We start from the raw sequence: 17,688 nt of genomic DNA, 5'->3' as shown, positions 1-17,688 counted from the left end.
CTTCTATTTTCATTTTTTTCGTGGTTGATTATGTAATGAAAATTTAATTCCATCAAAAACCTAACGACAGTAATAATTATTAACTGAATAAGAAATGGACAGGCGTGTATCTTAAGAAATATCAAAACTAGGTGAAAAGAGGGGATTATGTGGTTAATGAAAACTTTGACAAATTCAGACAAGAGCAAAAGGAGCATCGTTCAGCCTATTTAGGTGGAAACAGAAATCAAAAACCCGGGCTAAATGATGCAGAATATAATAATCAAGATAATACCGATAAATCGCCAGGCGCAACCGGTAGAGATATATAGAGAAAAAGGTGAATTTCGATGAGTAAATCAAATTCCGGCGGGGACGAGAAGAATAACATGAAATGGTGGCAGCTTTCTTTATTTGGCGTGGGCTGTACGATTGGAACAGGTTTCTTCCTTGGCTCAGGCTTAGCGATTAATATGACAGGTCCATCGATTTTAGTTGCGTTTATGATTGCGGCCCTTGGGACGTATTTTGTGTATGATGCCCTTTCAAAAATGACATCCCAAGAACCATTACAAGGCGGATTTCGGTCGTATGCCAAGAAAGCCTATGGCAGGTGGGCCGGATTCAGCAGTGGTTGGGTTTACTGGTCATCAGAAGTGTTAATCATGGGAAGCCAAATGACGGCACTTTCGATTTTTTCCCAATTCTGGCTTCCAAAAATCCCCTTATGGATATTCGCTACTATTTACGCAGTTTTAGGACTAGTAGTGATATTAATTGGAGTAAAGGTTTTAAACAAGCTCGAAAATATTCTCGCGGTCTTAAAAATCTCAGCAATATTAATGTTTATTGTGATTGCATTTCTGGCCATCTTTGGGATCATCGATGGTGATCGTCCTATTCAGTACCCGAATAACCAAAAAGAAATGATGCCCCATGGCCTGAAAGGCTTATGGTCAGCAGTCATTTTTGCTTTTTATGCCTTCGGTGGCATTGAAATCCTTGGATTAATGGCTACCAATTTAAAGGATCCGAAGGAAGCTCCAAAAGCAGGAAAAGTCATGTTGTTTACACTCATGGTCATCTATGTTGTCTCGATTGGCCTTGCTGTCATGATTGTTCCCTGGAATCAATTTAACACAAAGGAAAGTACTTTTGTTGTCGCCTTAAATGCATACAATCTCTCCTTTGTTCCTCATTTTTTTAATGCAACATTAATTATTGCAGGATTTTCAACAATGACTGCTTCTCTTTATGGCGTAACAAGCGTGCTTGTTACGCTTGGAGAAGAGGGGGATGCACCAGCCAGCTTTGCAAAGCAAGGGAAATTAAAGGTTCCCCTTGCCGCACTGATGATTACTTTGCTTGGAATGACGGCTTCGGTTGTATCGGCATTGGTGCTGCCTAATAAAATCTACGAGTGGGTTACCACAGGTGCCGCCTTAATGCTCCTTTATAACTGGCTCTTTATTCTGGCGTCCTCTCGAAAAATCTTAGAATTAAAGCTGAAGGAAAAAATCATGTATTCCATTGGCGCCCTATTTATTTTAATTGCCGTCAGCGGTACCCTATTTCATGAAACGAGCAGACCTGGCTTTTTTATCAGCTTGGCCTTTCTTGGAATCATTGGCGTGATCACTTTAATCATGCAGCTAAAATGGAAAAAGTCGAAGAAAAAAGTGCTTAGCCCATGGCCAACTGCATAGAAAAAACCAGCGAATTTCGCTGGTTTTTTTGTTAAGCGAACAACACATTGAAGGCTTGCATTCCAAAATAAATCCCAAAACCTATTAAGGAAAGACCAGATATGCATGAAATAGCTACAAGCAATTGCGGTGTTAAGAATTTACGAGAACTGCTTGATACACTCGCCATGGCAATATCCCAAATCAGCAGCCCAATAAAAATTGCACAGCTGTAAAGGACTAATTGAGTCGGATTTGAGGATGCAGCTGTTTTCGCAAGGACGGACCCATAAATCCCTAACCAAAATAGAATCGTTAAGGGATTAGAGATCGACATAAGAAATCCGGAGAAGAATGATTTTATCAGTGGTTCCTTCCCTCTGGATTGCTCTAAATTAATTTTTCCTGCGTTCATGAAGGTTTCTATACCTGTATACATAAGGACAAAACAGCCAAAAAACCAAAGAAACGTTTGCATAAATGCGGTTTCAAGAAACTGGACAACTCCTATATAAACAACAAGCATATATACGCCATCTGCAATAACAGCCCCGACTCCAATAAGCCACGAATTCATAAATCCGTTCCTTATGCCCCTGTCAATCTGCGCTGCATTAATCGGACCAATCGGAGCAGCCAGCGATAATCCTAAAAGTATATAGCTCAAAAATACATTCATCTATATCTCTCCCTAATAAATAAATAGAAGCCTGTCTATAATTTTTATTCAGAGAAATAGGTTTGTACCACTAAAAAATAGGCTAGGTTAGGAAATACTGTTGATCTTGGCCCCCTGTTGACTGGAACGGAAATCACTAGGCCAGTTTAACAGAGCAAAAAATAAAAAGAGCCTCCTTAAACATCAAGGAAAACTCTCGCACTGATTTTATATAAATCAACAAAGTTTACGTAAGGAGCTATTCTTAAAAACAATATACTTTTGTCCAAGATAATTGGCTATTGTATACAAAGTACTGCCTAATAGAACGGAAGCACTTTCCTCACTAGAGGTGCTAAGCAGATAATATTGACTCGTTAATTCGACTAATTTCTTACTACAGAAATAAGCTAAAAAATAACAAATAAGAATAAGCACGAAAAACCTAGGCACACCTTTATGAAAGGAAACATTACTTTTAAACGTAAAGGTCCTATTTAATAAAAAGCTTACAGATGCCCCTATCGCATTTCCTGTTAACGTGGATGTCCAGTAGGATAATCCCATAATGTTAAGAAGAAAGAACATACAACCTAAACCAATAAATGTGTTCGCAATGCCCACAAGGAGAAAACGAACAAGTGAGCTAGTGGTTGGTTTCAGATATTTGTCTAAGGTCAAGATGATAAAATTCATCCTCTACTGTTTGATTAAGTACTTGATTCCTAGGTTTTGGCAGACTAAAGGAATCAATATCAACAATATATTTTGGACGCCGCTTTGATTCTTTGTAAATTTTTCCAATATATTCACCAATCAAGCCAATCGCAATTAACTGTAAGCCCCCAATAAGCCAAATCGAAGTAATCAGAGACGTCCAGCCCGTCTCAGTATCCCCAAAAAACTTTAGCGTTAAAAAATAGACTCCAAAGAATAGGCTCAAGAAAAATGAAACCAATCCCAATAGTAATACAATGCGAATCGGTGAAACAGAAAAGGAGGTAATTCCGTCAAAAGCGAAGGCAAGCATCTTTGTTAAAGGATATTTCGTTTCCCCCGCATGCCTCTCAAGTCTGTCATAATAAACTACATCCGAACGAAAGCCGAGAAGCGGAACAATTCCGCGTAAAAATAAATTGACTTCGCTAAATCGTTCTAACTCTTGTACTGCTCTTTTACTCATTAATCGGAAATCAGCATGATTAAAAACGAGGTCAACCCCCATCTTGTCCATGATTTTATAAAATCCCAAGGCAGTAGTTCGTTTGAAGAGAGTATCCGTATCACGTCTCTTCCGCACACCGTAAACAATTTCATACCCTTCATGAAACTTCAGTAAAAACTCACGAATTACTTTGATGTCATCCTGTAAATCGGCATCAATGGAAACAATGCAATCAGAATGATCCTTTGCTGTAAATAAACCTGCAAGTAATGCATTTTGGTGACCTACATTTTTGGACAACTTTAAGCCCCGAACAAATTCATTTCTTAATCCTTCTTTATATATCAATTCCCATGTATGGTCCTGACTTCCGTCATCGACGAACAAGATTTTGCTTTGTTTCGAAACAAACCCATCGGTAATAAGTTCCTTCAACAAATTTTGAATCTGGAAGATGGTTACAGGTAAAACCTCCTCCTCGTTATAGCAAGGAATTACAATTGTAAGAACTGGTTCCATCATAAATTTAAAACCCCCGCTGTCTACAATGTCTTATATAAAAAAATTTTCCATGCTGATGTTTTCGATTCGAATACTTTAACAAACACTAATTGATTTTCCTTTGGATTATCGATAGGGAGAGCTGAAAAAATATAGCGGCCGCCCATTTTTTTAAAGACACCCGTATTCAATTCTAAATTCTTCAAATGCTGTTTAGAATCTTTTTTGATCATATAATGTTTTCCAAGTTGAGCGGTAAAAATGTAACAACGACCGCCCCATTTATCAAAATAATTGCGGACCCTTTTATTTTTCGCCAATTCCTTTTCAATTATTTTCCTAAACTGATGTTTATAGGCTAATGGATAAAAATTATTATAGGTATCTAACGTGTAAAACCCGTTATATTGAGAAATAGCGGGGTGTATTCCAATACTGGCCACACGATATTCTTCCTTTGGAAGTTCGATATACTCCTCTATTTCCCGAAACAATTCCACAGCAAAAAATTCTTTGACAGTGGGCTTTTTTCGATAAATGACTTCATCATTAAACAGCCCCAATAAGAGAATCTGCAGGACGAGATACCACTTAGCCGTTCTTGCCCAATCCTTTCCTTGAAGCGAAAGGACTTTTAATGCAAGAGCAAAGCCTGCATAGATCACCATCGGTCGTAAAAAGTGATACCGGGCGAAATTAAATGTACCCAGAAAATGGAACCGCCTCACCAAAGGCATCCATCCTTCATAAAACCAAAAGGCATACCCAATCGATAACAAAATATTTAAAATGAATAAAAATACAAAAAGCTTTTCCTGCTTCCAAAGCTTTTTCAAGTAGACAAGAAAAAGCGCAATAAAGGTTGGGGGTAAAACAAATAGAGTATGAACCGTCATCACATGGGTGTGGCCAAGCAGATAATTTTTTAAAACAAGTCTTAACGATCTCCAAAAAGGCAGGTCTGCATAAATATTTTCATCCCGACTATTCGGTTCATCAATTACTAGAAATGAAAAAATGAGCCGATATTCAACCAACATAAAAATCACTGTCATATAAACTATTGCGATGAAAAAGAGCGGGTTCCATCCTTTCCCTCTAAAACAATCCGTTAACCATAAGATCCCCATAGCCGTTAAGAAAAAGAAAAATCCTAAAACAATACTTGCATAAAAAGGTAATAGGGCGAGCACCAAATATTCCTTCCAAACCCCCTCACCGTTGCGAATGTTAAGGAATGCCCAAAGTGCAAGCGGCATCCCCATTGTACTCAGCATCCCTGACGGCCAAAACGGAGTAAGAGCAAAGGAGAGCGCGGTTGTAATTTGTAAAAACAGCCACTTTTCACCAGGTAAAAAGTGTTTTTTTAAGAGCCAATACATTCCAAAAAAAGCTACTATTCTTGTCAGGGCTTGGCTTAATCCATACGCGATCATCGTTGGGAAAAGGGCGTAGAGCCAGACAATGATACTGTATTCGGTTCCAAAGGCATTTCTTGATAATCGCCCATTTATTATTTGAGGAATGGTCGCATTAACTGTGCCGAACATTTCTCCACTTCTCGCTAAAACCTTATACCAAGCAAGGTTCGAATCCAGATTATCATGGACTCTTATATGCGCATTTTCCTGTAGAAGAAAAAGTGGAGAAAGATAGACCGCTATAACAAGCAAAGCAAAGAGGATGAATCTTTGCTCTTTTTTAGTTTTAATTAGCACTTTCTTCACCTCTTAGATCAAGACTTAAAAATGGGCAATTCCGTTATAAATTTTGCATTTACAGGAAATATATTCTCTCATTTATTTTTTAATAGAGGTTTTTAGAATGGCTAATTATCACTCTTGACCATTGGTATCTAAAGATTTTGTATCGTCAAAAATAGACAATTTCCATTATTTACATTATTGAAACCCTCTGTTAAAATTAATTTAATCATTAAAATTATTTTTAACGATAAAATTAATTTTTAGGAGGTCGATACCCATGTTTAAGATTCTTCGTAACCGTGACTTTTTCCACTTTTGGTTAGGGCAAGTCATCTCCCATCTAGGTGATGGGTTCACACGTATTGCGATTGTTTACTTGGTTGCTACTTTAACAAAGGATCCCCTAACGATTGGTTTAGTCATATTTGCTCAACTTCTTCCAACTGCCTTTTTCGGGATTTTTTTTGGCCCGCTTGCCGATAAATATAATCGAAAATGGTTAATGGTCGGAGCTGATTTTTACCGAATGTTCATAGTCGGCTTGATGATTCCCTTCCATCATTCCGCTACTGCCTTAATTATTTTAATTACCTTTCAAGGCCTAGGTTCTGCCCTTTTCGACCCGGCCCGCTCATCCTCGATACCAGACCTTGTTGGTGAAGACAATATCCAGCCTGCCATTTCCCTCTCGCAATCTACTAGAGCCGCAATGGATATCATCGCTCCTTCTGTCGGTGCTTTATTAATGATGGCGAATAATTATAAGGTCATTTTTGCCATTGATGCTGTGACCTTTGCCTTCTCTGCATTTTTCATCCTCTCGCTGCGGAACCTCGGTAAAATTAAGGTTGCAAAAGATGTTTCTACCGAATCCTATTTCAATTCCATTCAATCAGGTGTAAAAGAAGTCATTGGAATGCCAGCATTACGATTTTTATTAATTCTCCTGGTTCCAATTACTCTAGTTTGCGGGATCCTCAACACAAATCTTATCGCCGTTTTAACCAATGAATTTAAAGTTTCAGCCTTTCACTTTGGCTTTATTGAAGCTGCAACGGCAATTGGTATGATTGTCGGGGCTAGTTTAGCCGCACCTTTTGCTATGAAGAAGGTTAAGCCAAGTACGATATTCCTCACAGGGACTGCAGCGATTGGACTTTGGATGATCCTAATCATCCCTTTGTATAGTTTTCATATTCTTTATGGCATCCTACCTGTCTATATTTGGAGTATAATGGTAGGAATCCTAAACGCCTTCTTAAATGTTCCGCTAAACAGTTTATTTTTAAAAGTAACGCCTGCAGCCTTTAGGGGGAGAGGCTCCTCATTATTAGGAATTACAGCTAGCGCTGCTTCTATGATTGGAATATTAGTTGGAGGCTGGTTATCAAAAGAAATTGGTGTTTTATATGGGACTGCCATTTCTGGAACTCTACTTACCATCGTTGCCCTATTAATGCCATTGCTGAAGGGTTATCGGAGTCTATCAGACCACAACAGCACGAAACTTGAAAATGAATCAAAGCAGCCTGTAGCAGCTAATTAACTCTGGAGGAACGTATTGTGAAAAAGATTGATGATATTGAAATTGCTAAAATGATGCTCGATGTAAGAAAGCGTAGTATTTTAGACATTGCCAAAGAACCTGTTACCGTAGGCAAAATGGCAGAAGAACTGAATGAAAAACAATCGCGTCTGTATTACCATGTGAAAAAACTAGAAGAAGCTGGACTTTTAGAGTTGGTGGAAACGCGCCAGCATGGAAATTTAATCGAAAAATACTATAAACGGACTGAAACTGCCGGGCTTCGGTTTGAGTTAGCTGAATCCTTGCTCAAAGAACATCACGGGACCGTCATGGAAGAAATCATGAAACTACTTCAACCTGGTTTAAAATTGCTTGAATCGGAGCTAAAAAAAGGCAAGCCGGACTTTGAAAAGCAAGTAAATTTAATGATTAGTTTACCGACGTTGACCGGAAAAGAGTGGGAAACATCTCATGGACGAATGATGAAGGCAATTCGGGAAGAAACGGATCAAGAGGAAAGTTTCAAGGATTCCAGTCTTCCAAATCTTACGGAAGAAGAACTCTATAAAAAATCAAAATATGCCTATATCATGTTAAGCTATCGCATAGAAGATTCACAATAAAAGTGTTAGTTCCCATCTTAGAGGAATATGGACAAAAAAACCTTCCGGATTATCGGAAGGTTTTTTTGTGTAGCCTTTCGTTAATAATAAAAATAACTGGTTCAGCACCTACTCAAAGTGGGGGAGCTAAAGACACAAGAAAGAGGTGACGATCATGCCGAACAGAGTGTATATCAGTTTCTTACGTTTGCCGCTCCTCGTGCGAATTCTATTAATGGCACTGCTTGTGTTTCTCTCATTTGGAATATCTATTCACTTTTTAGAACCAACCACTTTCCCCACTATTTTTGATGGCATCTGGTGGGCCATTATTACTGCATCAACGGTAGGGTATGGCGATTATGTCCCACACTCCTTCTTAGGCAGACTAACCGCATTAATCCTAATCCTATTCGGTGTTGCCTTTGTTTCTTCCTATTTTGGAACATTGGCCGCAGCTGCCGTCACAAAACAAGATGCCCTGTCTGAAGGGAGAATTCCTTATAAAGGTGAGGGACATATCATCATTATTGGCTGGAATGAACGATCGAAAGAGTTAATTAGTAAGCTTACCACCGCAAAATATCAACAAATGATAGTATTAATTGACGAAACGCTTGAAGCAAACCCAGTAAAATCAAGATTTGTGCACTTTATTCAAGGGAAAGGTCATGTAGATGAAACTATCGTCAAAAGTGATATCAAGAATGCGGAGAAGGTGTTAATTACTGCAGATCGAGGAAATGATGAACTGCAAGCGGATATGAATAGCATTCTTACCCTGCTTACTATTAAAGGAATATGTGCACAAGTTAAATGTATCGTTGAAATTTTAACGAGAGAGCAAGTAATTAATGCCTATCGAGCCGGTGCTGATGAAGTCATTCAATCAAATAAATTGACAAGCGTCTTTATGGTAAATAGTCTGCACTCGAATGGGGATGGACTGTTGTCAAACGTTGTCCATGAGTTACAGGAAAGCAGATTGTCTTCATACCCAGTTGAAGAACCTGAAATTGGTAAGCCCTTTAGCGATGTATGTCTTTTATTATTGAAAAAGGGATTTCTCCTGATTGGCATTCAAAGAGGGGAGGAAACATTACTGAATCCATCCCACTCCTTGCCTATTGAAGAAAATGACCAATTATTAATTTTCAAATAGGTTAATCCTGAAGGAGAAGCATTTCCAATTCCTGTACCAATGCTGTTCCAGAATCTCTATACTTCTCTGGAATGCTCGCATCCTTATCGACAGGTTCTTGAAATTGATTTAAGGTACCTGAGAAGGTTCCTGTGCTCCCTTCGTCATCAAGCCCTGCTTCATATTTATGGGACAAGAGGAATGGTCTTCCAAGCCTAACTGTACAATTGTTATCATCTAGTTGCCCATCAACGGCTTGAAATGGCAGTCGCACGAATTGATAGCCATCCTCATCATCGAGCTTATAGTCAAAAGCACCATGGTCATAATCCCAGTTTCCGCCAATCGAATAGCCGATTGGTTTTAATTTTTGTTCTAGTTCATATAAGTCAAACTGTTTTCCTTCCACCTTTGATGGTAACTCAATCATCAACATTTACCCCCTAATTTTCGATACAATTAGTTTCTCCAAATCAAATCATTTTAATAAATGGCTGTGTTAAACTTGTCTGTTGATTTCCGTTCCAGGCACTTCGCTTTCCGCGGGCGTGCCGGCGAGCCTCCTCGTCGCTGCGCTCCTGCGGGGTCTCCCCTGCCCCGTACTCCCGCAGGAGTCTTCGTGCCTTCCATTCCAATCAACAGAGTGCCAAAAACAAATTAACCTTTAACACAGCCTAAAAAAAAGAGAACTGAATGTATTTATCAGTTCTCTTTTCTATAATTTATAAACGTTTTTCTAATTCTGCTTTTTTCTCTTCGTATCCTGGTTTACCTAAAAGGGCAAACATATTTACTTTGTAAGCTTCAACACCTGGCTGATCGAAAGGATTTACTCCAAGTAAGTAGCCGCTCATGGCACAAGCTTTTTCAAAGAAATAGACAAGGTACCCTAATGTATACTCATCCATGGCTGGAATTGTCACAATTAAGTTCGGCACGCCGCCATCGGTATGGGCAAGCATCGTGCCTTGAAATGCCTTATTATTGACAAAGTCTACTGTTTGACCAGCAAGGTAATTCAAGCCATCTAAATCATTTTCTTCCGCTTCAATTTTCAGCTCGTGACGAGGTGTTTCCACTTTAATGATTGTTTCAAACAAATCACGACGCCCTTCTTGAACATATTGTCCAAGTGAGTGGAGATCGGTTGAAAAATTGGCTGAGGAAGGATAAATCCCTTTTTGATCTTTTCCTTCACTTTCACCAAATAACTGTTTCCACCACTCTGAAAAATATTGCAAGCCTGGCTCATAATTGATCAGCATTTCAATGGTTTTGCCTTTATTGTACAGCACATTTCTAACGGCAGCATATTGGTAAGCGGCATTATCTTCGAGTTCGGAATGACCGAAGTCTGTTTGTGCCACTGCAGCACCTTCCATGATTTTCTCGATGTTTGCCCCGCTTACTGCGATTGGAAGCAAACCAACGGCTGTTAGAACAGAATAACGTCCGCCAATGTCATCAGCGATTACGAACGTTTCATAACCTTCTTCTGTTGCTAAGGTCTTTAGAGCTCCTCTTGCTTTATCCGTTGTGGCATAAATCCGTTTGCGCGCCTCATCTTGACCGTATTTTTCCTCGAGAAGCTTACGGAAAATGCGGAAAGCAATCGCTGGTTCAGTTGTAGTTCCTGATTTGGAAATGACATTAATAGAGAAATCTTTTCCGTCAAGGAGATCCATCAAATCTCTCATATAAGTGGAGCTGATATTATTTCCAACAAAAATCACTTGAGGTGTTTTTCGCTTATCTTTTGGAAGGACGTTATAGAAGCTATGCTGGAGCATTTCAATCGCTGCTCTTGCCCCAAGATAAGATCCTCCAATTCCAATAACAAGGAGAACATCAGAATCAGCTTTGATTTTCTCAGCTGATTTTTGAATGCGTGAAAACTCTTCTTTATCATAGTTGGTCGGGAGGTCAATCCACCCTAGAAAGTCATTACCTGCACCGGTTTGCTCATGTAGTGAATGATGAGCAACTTTTACGGCATCACGTAAATATGTAAGTTCATGTTCTCCAAAAAAGGTTAAAGCTTTTGAGTAATCAAAACGAACGTGTGTCATGCATGATCCTCCATAATTTTATTTACATAATCACTTTAACGAATGATGCGATGATTATCAAGGCAGGTCCCTTTTTGAAAGCGCACCCAATTTCGACAAATTTCTTACCAATCGTTATTTTATAGTGATGCACGATAAATAGCTAAAACATCCTCACGGTTTAACTTTTTAAAATTCCCAAACTCACCGTTTTCCATTGCTCTGTCTGCCATTAAGTCTAGTTTGGAATCATCAATATCATAATCAACTAACCTTGATGGTGCTTCAATACTATTCCAGAACTCACGTAATTTTTGAATTCCTTCGAGTCCTATTTGTTCTGCACTCTTGTCTGCTTCATTTACCCCAAACACCCGAACGGCAAGTTGCTTAAAGCGTTCAGGCTTCACCGCTAGATTATGCCTCATCCAATGTGGGAACAGGATCGCCAGACCGCCGCCATGCGGAATGTCATATACGGCCGATACAGCGTGCTCTAGATTATGTGTAGCCCAATCACCGCGATAGCCCATATTTAAAATTCCATTGAGAGCCATCGTGCCACTGTAAAGAATGGTTGCCCTGTGCTGGTAATTTTCTAGGTCCGCAAGCAACTTAGGCGCCGTTTCCATCACAGTAATCAATAAAGATTCACACATGCGGTCTTGAAAATCTGTATTTTCTTCTAAATGAAAATAATGTTCAAGCACATGTGACATCATATCAACTATGCCATAAATGGTTTGATTCCTTGGCACCGTAAACGTGTTAACGGGGTCTAAGATCGAGAATTTTGGATAGGTAACTGCACTTCCCCAGCCATACTTTTCATTTGTTTCCCAATTTGTAATGACCGAACCTGAATTCATTTCTGAGCCCGTTGCTGCGAGCGTTAACACCGTCCCAAATGGAAGTGCATCTTGTGCAATTGCCTTTTTAATGACAAGATCCCAAGCATCCCCCTCATATTTCGCACCGGCAGCAATAAGTTTGGAACAATCAATGACACTTCCGCCCCCGACCGCCAGCAAGAATTCAATTCCCTCTTGTTTACAAATTTCTACCCCTTTTCGAGCGGTGGTAATCCGTGGGTTTGGTTCCACTCCAGGGAGTTCAAAAACCTCCACTCCGATTTCTGTTAATAAATTTATCACATTTTCATACAAGCCGCTCTGTTTAATACTGCCCCCACCATAGACGAGCAAAACCTTTTTACCGTAACGAGGTACTTCTGTTCTTAATTGCTCCAATTCACCTTTTCCAAAAATCAATTTCGTTGGATTTAAAAAAGTAAAATTTTCCATCATCATACACCTTCCTTTTCCTTTTTCATTATTAGTTATTATGATTCTTTTTGCAAAAAAAACTTCCTCGCACCATCCATGATGCAAGGAAGTTTTTTATACCCATCCCCTATACAAGGAGGCATCTGCCATTTTTCTTACGCCGATCATATACGCCGCCAAGCGCATATCCACATTGCTTGTTTGGGCAAGTTGATAAATATCCTCGAACGATTTGACCAGTTTATGGCGTAATTTCTCTTCTACTTCCTCTTCACTCCAATAAAAACCTTGCTTATTTTGAACCCATTCAAAATAGGAGACGGTAACACCACCTGCTCCAGCCAAAACATCTGGTACAAGCAATATTCCACGTTCAGTAAGAATATTGGTTGCTTCAAGCGAGGTCGGCCCGTTTGCAGCTTCTACGACAATTTTAGCCTTGATGTTGTATGCATTTTCAGCGGTAATCTGATTAGATATTGCTGCTGGTACTAATACATCACATTCCTTCTCTAGCAGTTCTTTATTGGTGATGGTCCATTCGAAAAGAGTACTAATTGTACCAAAGCTGTCCCGACGATCCAACAAGTAATTAATATTCAATCCATCAGGATTATAAAGTGCTCCATAAACATCAGAAATCCCAACTACAATCGCTCCTGCTTCATGCATAAACTTTGCCACATAACTGCCTGCATTCCCAAACCCTTGAACAATGACACGGGATCCCTTAATGCGAATACCGCGTTTCTTGGCTGCCTCCTCAATACAAATGGTTACGCCCTTTGCTCCTGCCTTTTCCCGGCCCTCAGAGCCTCCAAGTACAAGGGGTTTGCCGGTAATAAAACCAGAAGAATCAAATTGGCGAAGACGACTGTATTCATCCATCATCCATGCCATAATCTGAGAATTAGTGTACATATCGGGTGCGGGGATATCCTTCGTTGGACCAACAATTTGGCTGATTGCACGAACGTATCCACGGCTTAATCGTTCAAGTTCACCGAAGGACATCGTCCGCGGGTTACAAAGAATCGCTCCTTTTCCCCCGCCAAATGGTAAGTCAGCGATTCCACACTTCAAACTCATCCACATTGATAATGCCTTCACTTCATTTGCTGTGACCTTAGGGTGAAAGCGAATCCCACCCATGGTCGGTCCAATTGCATCATTATGCTGGGCCCTAAACCCGTTAAATATTTTGGTAGAACCATCGTCCATCCGAACGGGAATTCTAACATCTGACATTCTTAATGGTTCTTTCAATAATTCGAACATTTCCTCGTTGTAGCCCATCTTTTTTAATGCATCATGAATAACAATCTGTGTTGATGTGAGCAGGTCTAATGTCTCTATATCCTTATCACCGCCACTATTTGTTACATCATATATCCCCATTTTTGCACCCCTAGTATTTTTTACCTTTTATCCAAGTACGTTGTTAATCCTCTCCAAAGCCCAATTCAATTCATCTTTACTAATGATCAGCGGCGGTGCAAAGCGAATCACCGTGTCATGGGTTTCCTTACACAATAGTCCTTGCTCTTTTAATTGCTCACAATATTTGCGTGCCGGCTGAGATAGTTCTACACCGATAAATAAGCCACGGCCGCGAATATCTTTTATGATTGGATTTTTTATTTCTTTTAATTTGTTAAGAAAATACTCGCCAAGTTCTAACGATTTTTCAGCAAGTTTTTCATCCACAAGCACATCCAGAGCCGCAATTGATACCGCACATGCCATGGGATTTCCCCCGAAGGTAGAGCCGTGTGATCCCGGGTTAAATACCCCTAAAATATCTTTGTCAGCGACAACACATGAAATTGGGAACACACCGCCGCCCAGTGCTTTACCAAGAATATACATATCAGGTTCGATCCCTTCCCACTCACAGGCAAACATTTTACCTGTCCGGGCCAAACCAGCTTGAATTTCATCAGCAATAAACAAAATATTGTTTTCGTTACATAAATCATAGGCAGCCTTCATAAAGCCTTCAGGCGGAATGACAATCCCAGCCTCTCCCTGAATCGGTTCAATTAAGAATGCCGCTGTATTAGGCGTAATCGCAGCTTTTAATGCCTCTAAGTCACCATAAGGGATTAGCTTGATCCCTGGGAGCATGGGTCCAAACCCGCGTTTATACTCGTCATCGGATGAGAGGGAAACAGCCGTCATGGTTCTGCCGTGAAAATTCCCTATACAAGCAATAATTTCCGCTTGGTTCTCAGCCACACCTTTTACATCATAGCTCCAGCGTCGTGCCGTTTTTACAGCTGTCTCCACTGCTTCCGCCCCGGTATTCATGGGCAGCACCATCTCTTTTTTGGTTAATTGACATACTTTTTCATACCAAGGACCAAGTTGGTCATTGTGAAATGCACGGGAAGTTAATGTAACCTTATCGGCCTGATCCTTTAACGCTTGAATAATTTTTGGGTGACGATGCCCTTGGTTCACAGCTGAATAGGCACTAAGCATATCCATATATTTATTGCCTTCTGGGTCCTCTACCCAAACACCTTCTGCCTTTGTAATGACAATTGGGAGCGGATGATAGTTATTAGCTCCATATTTCACTGTTTTAGCAATTAATTCATTCGTATTTACATTTGCTGTCATAATAAACCCCCGTTTCATTGTAATATTATGTACATATAGTACTATTGTAGCCGAGCATGAAAAAAGAATGAACACCCCATTAAAACTTTATCAATGAAAAAGCTCTTTTTATGTAAAAAAAGCCTAGCACCATGCTAATCATAGCATTGGGTCTAGGCTTTTCTTGAATTTATTTTTTTATTAAATCTTCACGTTGTGACTGGTCAATCCAATCTTGCAGTTTATCTTTTAATGTGTTAAATCCTTGCTGGCCTTCCACTTCTGGAATAATCGCAGCAACTGGACGTTTACGAGGTTTCTTTGCTTTTGGAGCAGCCTGTTCAACAGGAGCTTCTTCCGTAGCACGGATAGAAAGACCAATTTTGCCTGCGCCTTCATCCACTGATAATACTTTCACCTTAATTTCGTCCCCTACTTTAAGGTGGTCATTAATATCTTTCACGTAACCATGTGTAATTTCAGAAATATGGACAAGGCCTTGAGTATTATCGTCAAGCGCAACAAACGCTCCATATGGTTGAATTCCTGTTACTTTACCTGTTAAAATACTTCCAGTTTCGATCTTTTCTGACATGAAAACACTCCTAAGTAATTAATTATTTTATCCTATATATACGCATTATAATATTATACCACAAAGAACGCCTTAAATCAAAAAAGATTGAAAAATAAACTGCAATTAAAGCTTACCTTATTGGGATTGTCGAAAATTCTTAACATAATGTTCAAGGATGCGGAAAGAAATATTTACCAAACGTGATAAACTAATAGTGAGGAAATCTATTATTAAAGGGAAGGTGAACCAGTTTGAATACCATCGGTCAAACCATTAAAAATGCCCGCGAAATGCTCCATATGTCTCAGGAAGAGCTGGCACAAAAAGTAAGAGTTGGAATTCACACAATTGAGAAATACGAATCTGGGGAACAAATTCCAAGCACACAAACCTTATTAAAGTTATCAACTGTTTTAGATCTTCCTGCTACAGAATTAATAAAACAATAATATGAATAACAGCAAAGTTTTTTCTTTCGCAAATGTATAAAAAAGGGAATACTGGATAACCTTATATCATAAGGCTTTCTAGTATTCCCCCCTTTTTGAAGTGGACATCCATCATGGTATGTCCTTTTTTTTTGCCTTGAAGCCTTAAATGGAACAAGCATCCTTTGCTTTAATGACTAATAATTCTTTGGATATTTTCAAGCACTCTTCCAACGGAATCATTTTTTCAAAGGAAAAATCATAAATGCTTTGTATTCTTTTGGCCAACTCAATACAATCATCTAGTTCATGGATGGCCTGGATGGTATCAGCGATTTCTGTGTCATATCCTCCATTATTTAAGTTGAAGGGATTCCACTCATTTAATAGATCCACATATTGTAAATTTGTTTGCAGTTCTTTTCTCATTGTTTTTAACTCCCAAATTTTAGCTTAACTTGAGCACTTGTATTTTGCCCTAGTGTGACTCCAGTATACTTCTTAAAGAGTGCGGTGTAAAAATATTGAAGCCGACCATTTAACCAACCAACTATCCTTTTATTTCCAAAATATACTGAAGCATTTGCTCTCCCGAGATTTTCGCCTCGCCACCACCCTGAGCAAACGAATCATTCCCTCCACCCTTTCCGTCAATTAGCGGGAGGGCATTAGCGATTACTTTTTTCATACTTTCCGTTCTAGCTTGTCCACGTGCACAAACTACCTGCAATCGCTTATCATTTTCCGATACAAAGTAAACAATAGCTGTTTCTTCTTCAGTAGTTATGATTCGTGCTAAATTCTGCAATTCTTGAATGGAGCGATTTTGAAATACTTCACTGACGAAGAGCTTCTCACTATGACTTCTTTTTCCAAGTAAGTCCTTCGCCTCAAAATGGAGGAGACTTCCCTGAGTTTGTTCAAGCTCTTTTTCTAATGTTTTGTTCGTTTCAAGGAGACGAAGAACTGCCTGTTCCATCTCCTTTTCAGGGGCATTGAGGATTTTAGTTAATTCTAGGAGCACCCTTTGTTTTTGTCCAAGCTGGGTAACTAATCGGTTCCCACAAACAAATTGGACCCGCACCTTCTTCTTTTGTCGTTCCCAATCCAATACTTTTACCGCTCGAACCTCACCAGTCGCTCTTGGATGTGTCCCACCGCACCCGTTATCATCAAAATCAGGAATAATAACCAGGCGGATATCCTCTTTCACTTTGGTCTCTTTTCGCAGATTATATTGAGACAATTCTTCTTCTGTAACCCATTTCGTCTCAATCGGTCTGTTTTCTAGTATGACCTGATTTGCAAGCGCCTCAGCTTCCTGTACTTGGTGCTGGCTAAGATGCTCCGTCTCTAAATCGATGGTGAGTATTTCTGCACCTAAATGAAACCCGATTGTTTTGTATCCAAATAAGTGATCAAATGCCGCAGATAATAGATGCTGCCCGGCATGTTGCTGCATATAATCCAAGCGTCTTTCCCAATCGATATTCCCCTTGACTTCCTTTCCTATCTCATCTAATGGCCCATCCATGTAATGACGAATTTCTCCATCGATTTCTTCCACGTTTAATATCTTTTTATCAGCAAGTGTTCCAAGGTCGTGCGGCTGCCCACCGCCGGTTGGATAAAAGGCCGTTTGATTTAATACAAGATACCAGCTGCCTGTTGGGTCTTGTTCTTGTTTTACCACTTTTGCTTTGAAAGTTCGTATGTATGAATCTTGATAATACAGTTTGTTCTCCATGTTTGTGGTCACTCCAATATATATTGATAAACT

19 protein-coding genes are annotated in these 17,688 nt (G+C 39.5%); 6 read left to right on the top strand and 13 right to left on the bottom strand.

Features of this window, described 5'->3' with window-relative positions:
• Positions 1-149: 149 nt before the first annotated feature.
• Entirely contained in the window at positions 150-311 is a 162-nt protein-coding gene (locus tag BR30_RS37030) for a hypothetical protein (protein ID WP_155928898.1), read from the top strand.
• Positions 312-329: 18 nt separating this feature from the next.
• Positions 330-1,685: an amino acid permease gene (locus BR30_RS0128085; RefSeq protein WP_026567940.1), complete on the top strand. Its 1,356-nt coding sequence runs from the start codon at positions 330-332 to the stop codon at positions 1,683-1,685.
• Positions 1,686-1,716: 31 nt separating this feature from the next.
• Here the strand turns inward: BR30_RS0128085 and BR30_RS0128080 are convergent, their stop codons facing one another.
• The 4 genes from BR30_RS0128080 to BR30_RS0128070 form a co-directional block, all read right to left on the bottom strand.
• A complete protein-coding gene (locus BR30_RS0128080; protein WP_026567939.1) occupies positions 1,717-2,343 on the bottom strand; it encodes a LysE family transporter in 627 nt (208 codons plus the stop codon).
• A gap of 216 nt (positions 2,344-2,559) precedes the next feature.
• On the bottom strand, positions 2,560-3,018 hold the full coding sequence (locus BR30_RS36285; RefSeq protein ID WP_081825606.1) for a GtrA family protein: 459 nt from the start codon (positions 3,016-3,018) through the stop codon (positions 2,560-2,562).
• Positions 2,969-4,009 (bottom strand): glycosyltransferase family 2 protein, encoded by a 1,041-nt coding sequence (locus BR30_RS0128075; protein WP_026567938.1) that lies wholly within the window; start codon positions 4,007-4,009, stop codon positions 2,969-2,971. Before BR30_RS0128075 ends, BR30_RS36285 begins: the two co-directional genes overlap by 50 nt.
• Positions 4,010-4,029: 20 nt before the next feature.
• Complete coding sequence (locus BR30_RS0128070; RefSeq protein ID WP_026567937.1) at positions 4,030-5,706, bottom strand: DUF6044 family protein; 1,677 nt, start codon at positions 5,704-5,706, stop codon at positions 4,030-4,032.
• A gap of 265 nt (positions 5,707-5,971) precedes the next feature.
• Here BR30_RS0128070 and BR30_RS0128065 point away from each other — a divergent pair, with 265 nt between their 5' ends.
• From BR30_RS0128065 to BR30_RS0128055, 3 genes are all read left to right on the top strand, one after another.
• The gene (locus tag BR30_RS0128065) at positions 5,972-7,240 is read left to right on the top strand and encodes an MFS transporter (RefSeq protein ID WP_035446278.1); all 1,269 of its coding nucleotides are present in this window, start codon (positions 5,972-5,974) and stop codon (positions 7,238-7,240) included.
• Between the two features lie 17 nt (positions 7,241-7,257).
• Positions 7,258-7,845, top strand: coding sequence for a winged helix-turn-helix domain-containing protein (locus BR30_RS35490; protein ID WP_051633818.1), 588 nt, complete (start codon positions 7,258-7,260; stop codon positions 7,843-7,845).
• Between the two features lie 154 nt (positions 7,846-7,999).
• The gene (locus BR30_RS0128055) at positions 8,000-8,986 is read left to right on the top strand and encodes a potassium channel family protein (protein ID WP_026567934.1); all 987 of its coding nucleotides are present in this window, start codon (positions 8,000-8,002) and stop codon (positions 8,984-8,986) included.
• 1 nt (position 8,987) lies between these two features.
• On the opposite strand, the gene BR30_RS0128050 is transcribed toward BR30_RS0128055, so the two are convergent.
• The 7 genes from BR30_RS0128050 to yugI form a co-directional block, all read right to left on the bottom strand.
• Positions 8,988-9,395, bottom strand: a complete 408-nt coding sequence (locus BR30_RS0128050; protein ID WP_026567933.1) for a YugN-like family protein — start codon at positions 9,393-9,395, stop codon at positions 8,988-8,990.
• 53 nt (positions 9,396-9,448) lie between these two features.
• A complete protein-coding gene (locus BR30_RS38235; protein ID WP_231507849.1) occupies positions 9,449-9,604 on the bottom strand; it encodes a hypothetical protein in 156 nt (51 codons plus the stop codon).
• Positions 9,605-9,687: 83 nt separating this feature from the next.
• Positions 9,688-11,034: a glucose-6-phosphate isomerase gene (locus BR30_RS0128045; RefSeq protein ID WP_026567932.1), complete on the bottom strand. Its 1,347-nt coding sequence runs from the start codon at positions 11,032-11,034 to the stop codon at positions 9,688-9,690.
• 119 nt (positions 11,035-11,153) lie between these two features.
• The gene (locus BR30_RS0128040; RefSeq protein WP_026567931.1) at positions 11,154-12,317 is read right to left on the bottom strand and encodes an iron-containing alcohol dehydrogenase; all 1,164 of its coding nucleotides are present in this window, start codon (positions 12,315-12,317) and stop codon (positions 11,154-11,156) included.
• Positions 12,318-12,413: 96 nt separating this feature from the next.
• Positions 12,414-13,697, bottom strand: a complete 1,284-nt coding sequence (locus BR30_RS0128035) for a Glu/Leu/Phe/Val family dehydrogenase (protein WP_051633817.1) — start codon at positions 13,695-13,697, stop codon at positions 12,414-12,416.
• Positions 13,698-13,724: 27 nt separating this feature from the next.
• Complete coding sequence (locus BR30_RS0128030) at positions 13,725-14,924, bottom strand: ornithine--oxo-acid transaminase (RefSeq protein ID WP_026567929.1); 1,200 nt, start codon at positions 14,922-14,924, stop codon at positions 13,725-13,727.
• Positions 14,925-15,093: 169 nt separating this feature from the next.
• A complete protein-coding gene (gene yugI, locus BR30_RS0128025; protein ID WP_026567928.1) occupies positions 15,094-15,498 on the bottom strand; it encodes a S1 domain-containing post-transcriptional regulator GSP13 in 405 nt (134 codons plus the stop codon).
• A gap of 233 nt (positions 15,499-15,731) precedes the next feature.
• Here yugI and BR30_RS0128020 point away from each other — a divergent pair, with 233 nt between their 5' ends.
• Complete coding sequence (locus BR30_RS0128020) at positions 15,732-15,929, top strand: helix-turn-helix domain-containing protein (RefSeq protein WP_026567927.1); 198 nt, start codon at positions 15,732-15,734, stop codon at positions 15,927-15,929.
• Positions 15,930-16,073: 144 nt separating this feature from the next.
• On the opposite strand, the gene BR30_RS0128015 is transcribed toward BR30_RS0128020, so the two are convergent.
• Positions 16,074-16,337: a DUF1871 family protein gene (locus BR30_RS0128015; RefSeq protein ID WP_026567926.1), complete on the bottom strand. Its 264-nt coding sequence runs from the start codon at positions 16,335-16,337 to the stop codon at positions 16,074-16,076.
• Between the two features lie 121 nt (positions 16,338-16,458).
• Positions 16,459-17,655, bottom strand: a complete 1,197-nt coding sequence (locus tag BR30_RS0128010; protein ID WP_026567925.1) for a serine-tRNA(Ala) deacylase AlaX — start codon at positions 17,653-17,655, stop codon at positions 16,459-16,461.
• Between the last annotated feature and the right edge of the window lie 33 nt (positions 17,656-17,688).

This window comes from Bacillus sp. UNC41MFS5 (genome assembly GCF_000686805.1).
Note: the sequence above shows the minus strand (reverse complement) of the source record. Positions and strands in the feature narration are given on the sequence as shown.

Bases quoted from the DNA above. Each gene is read 5' to 3' on its own strand.
- BR30_RS0128015 (WP_026567926.1), bottom strand. From the start codon at position 16,337: ATGAGAAAAGAACTGCAAACAAATTTACAATATGTGGATCTATTAAAT.
- BR30_RS0128030 (WP_026567929.1), bottom strand. From the start codon at position 14,924: ATGACAGCAAATGTAAATACGAATGAATTAATTGCTAAAACAGTGAAA.
- BR30_RS0128010 (WP_026567925.1), bottom strand. From the start codon at position 17,655: ATGGAGAACAAACTGTATTATCAAGATTCATACATACGAACTTTCAAA.
- BR30_RS0128075 (WP_026567938.1), bottom strand. From the start codon at position 4,009: ATGATGGAACCAGTTCTTACAATTGTAATTCCTTGCTATAACGAGGAG.
- BR30_RS0128055 (WP_026567934.1), top strand. From the start codon at position 8,000: ATGCCGAACAGAGTGTATATCAGTTTCTTACGTTTGCCGCTCCTCGTG.
- BR30_RS0128080 (WP_026567939.1), bottom strand. From the start codon at position 2,343: ATGAATGTATTTTTGAGCTATATACTTTTAGGATTATCGCTGGCTGCT.
- yugI (WP_026567928.1), bottom strand. From the start codon at position 15,498: ATGTCAGAAAAGATCGAAACTGGAAGTATTTTAACAGGTAAAGTAACA.
- BR30_RS0128045 (WP_026567932.1), bottom strand. From the start codon at position 11,034: ATGACACACGTTCGTTTTGATTACTCAAAAGCTTTAACCTTTTTTGGA.
- BR30_RS0128050 (WP_026567933.1), bottom strand. From the start codon at position 9,395: ATGATTGAGTTACCATCAAAGGTGGAAGGAAAACAGTTTGACTTATAT.
- BR30_RS36285 (WP_081825606.1), bottom strand. From the start codon at position 3,018: ATGAATTTTATCATCTTGACCTTAGACAAATATCTGAAACCAACCACT.
- BR30_RS0128085 (WP_026567940.1), top strand. From the start codon at position 330: ATGAGTAAATCAAATTCCGGCGGGGACGAGAAGAATAACATGAAATGG.
- BR30_RS0128035 (WP_051633817.1), bottom strand. From the start codon at position 13,697: ATGGGGATATATGATGTAACAAATAGTGGCGGTGATAAGGATATAGAG.
- BR30_RS0128040 (WP_026567931.1), bottom strand. From the start codon at position 12,317: ATGGAAAATTTTACTTTTTTAAATCCAACGAAATTGATTTTTGGAAAA.
- BR30_RS0128065 (WP_035446278.1), top strand. From the start codon at position 5,972: ATGTTTAAGATTCTTCGTAACCGTGACTTTTTCCACTTTTGGTTAGGG.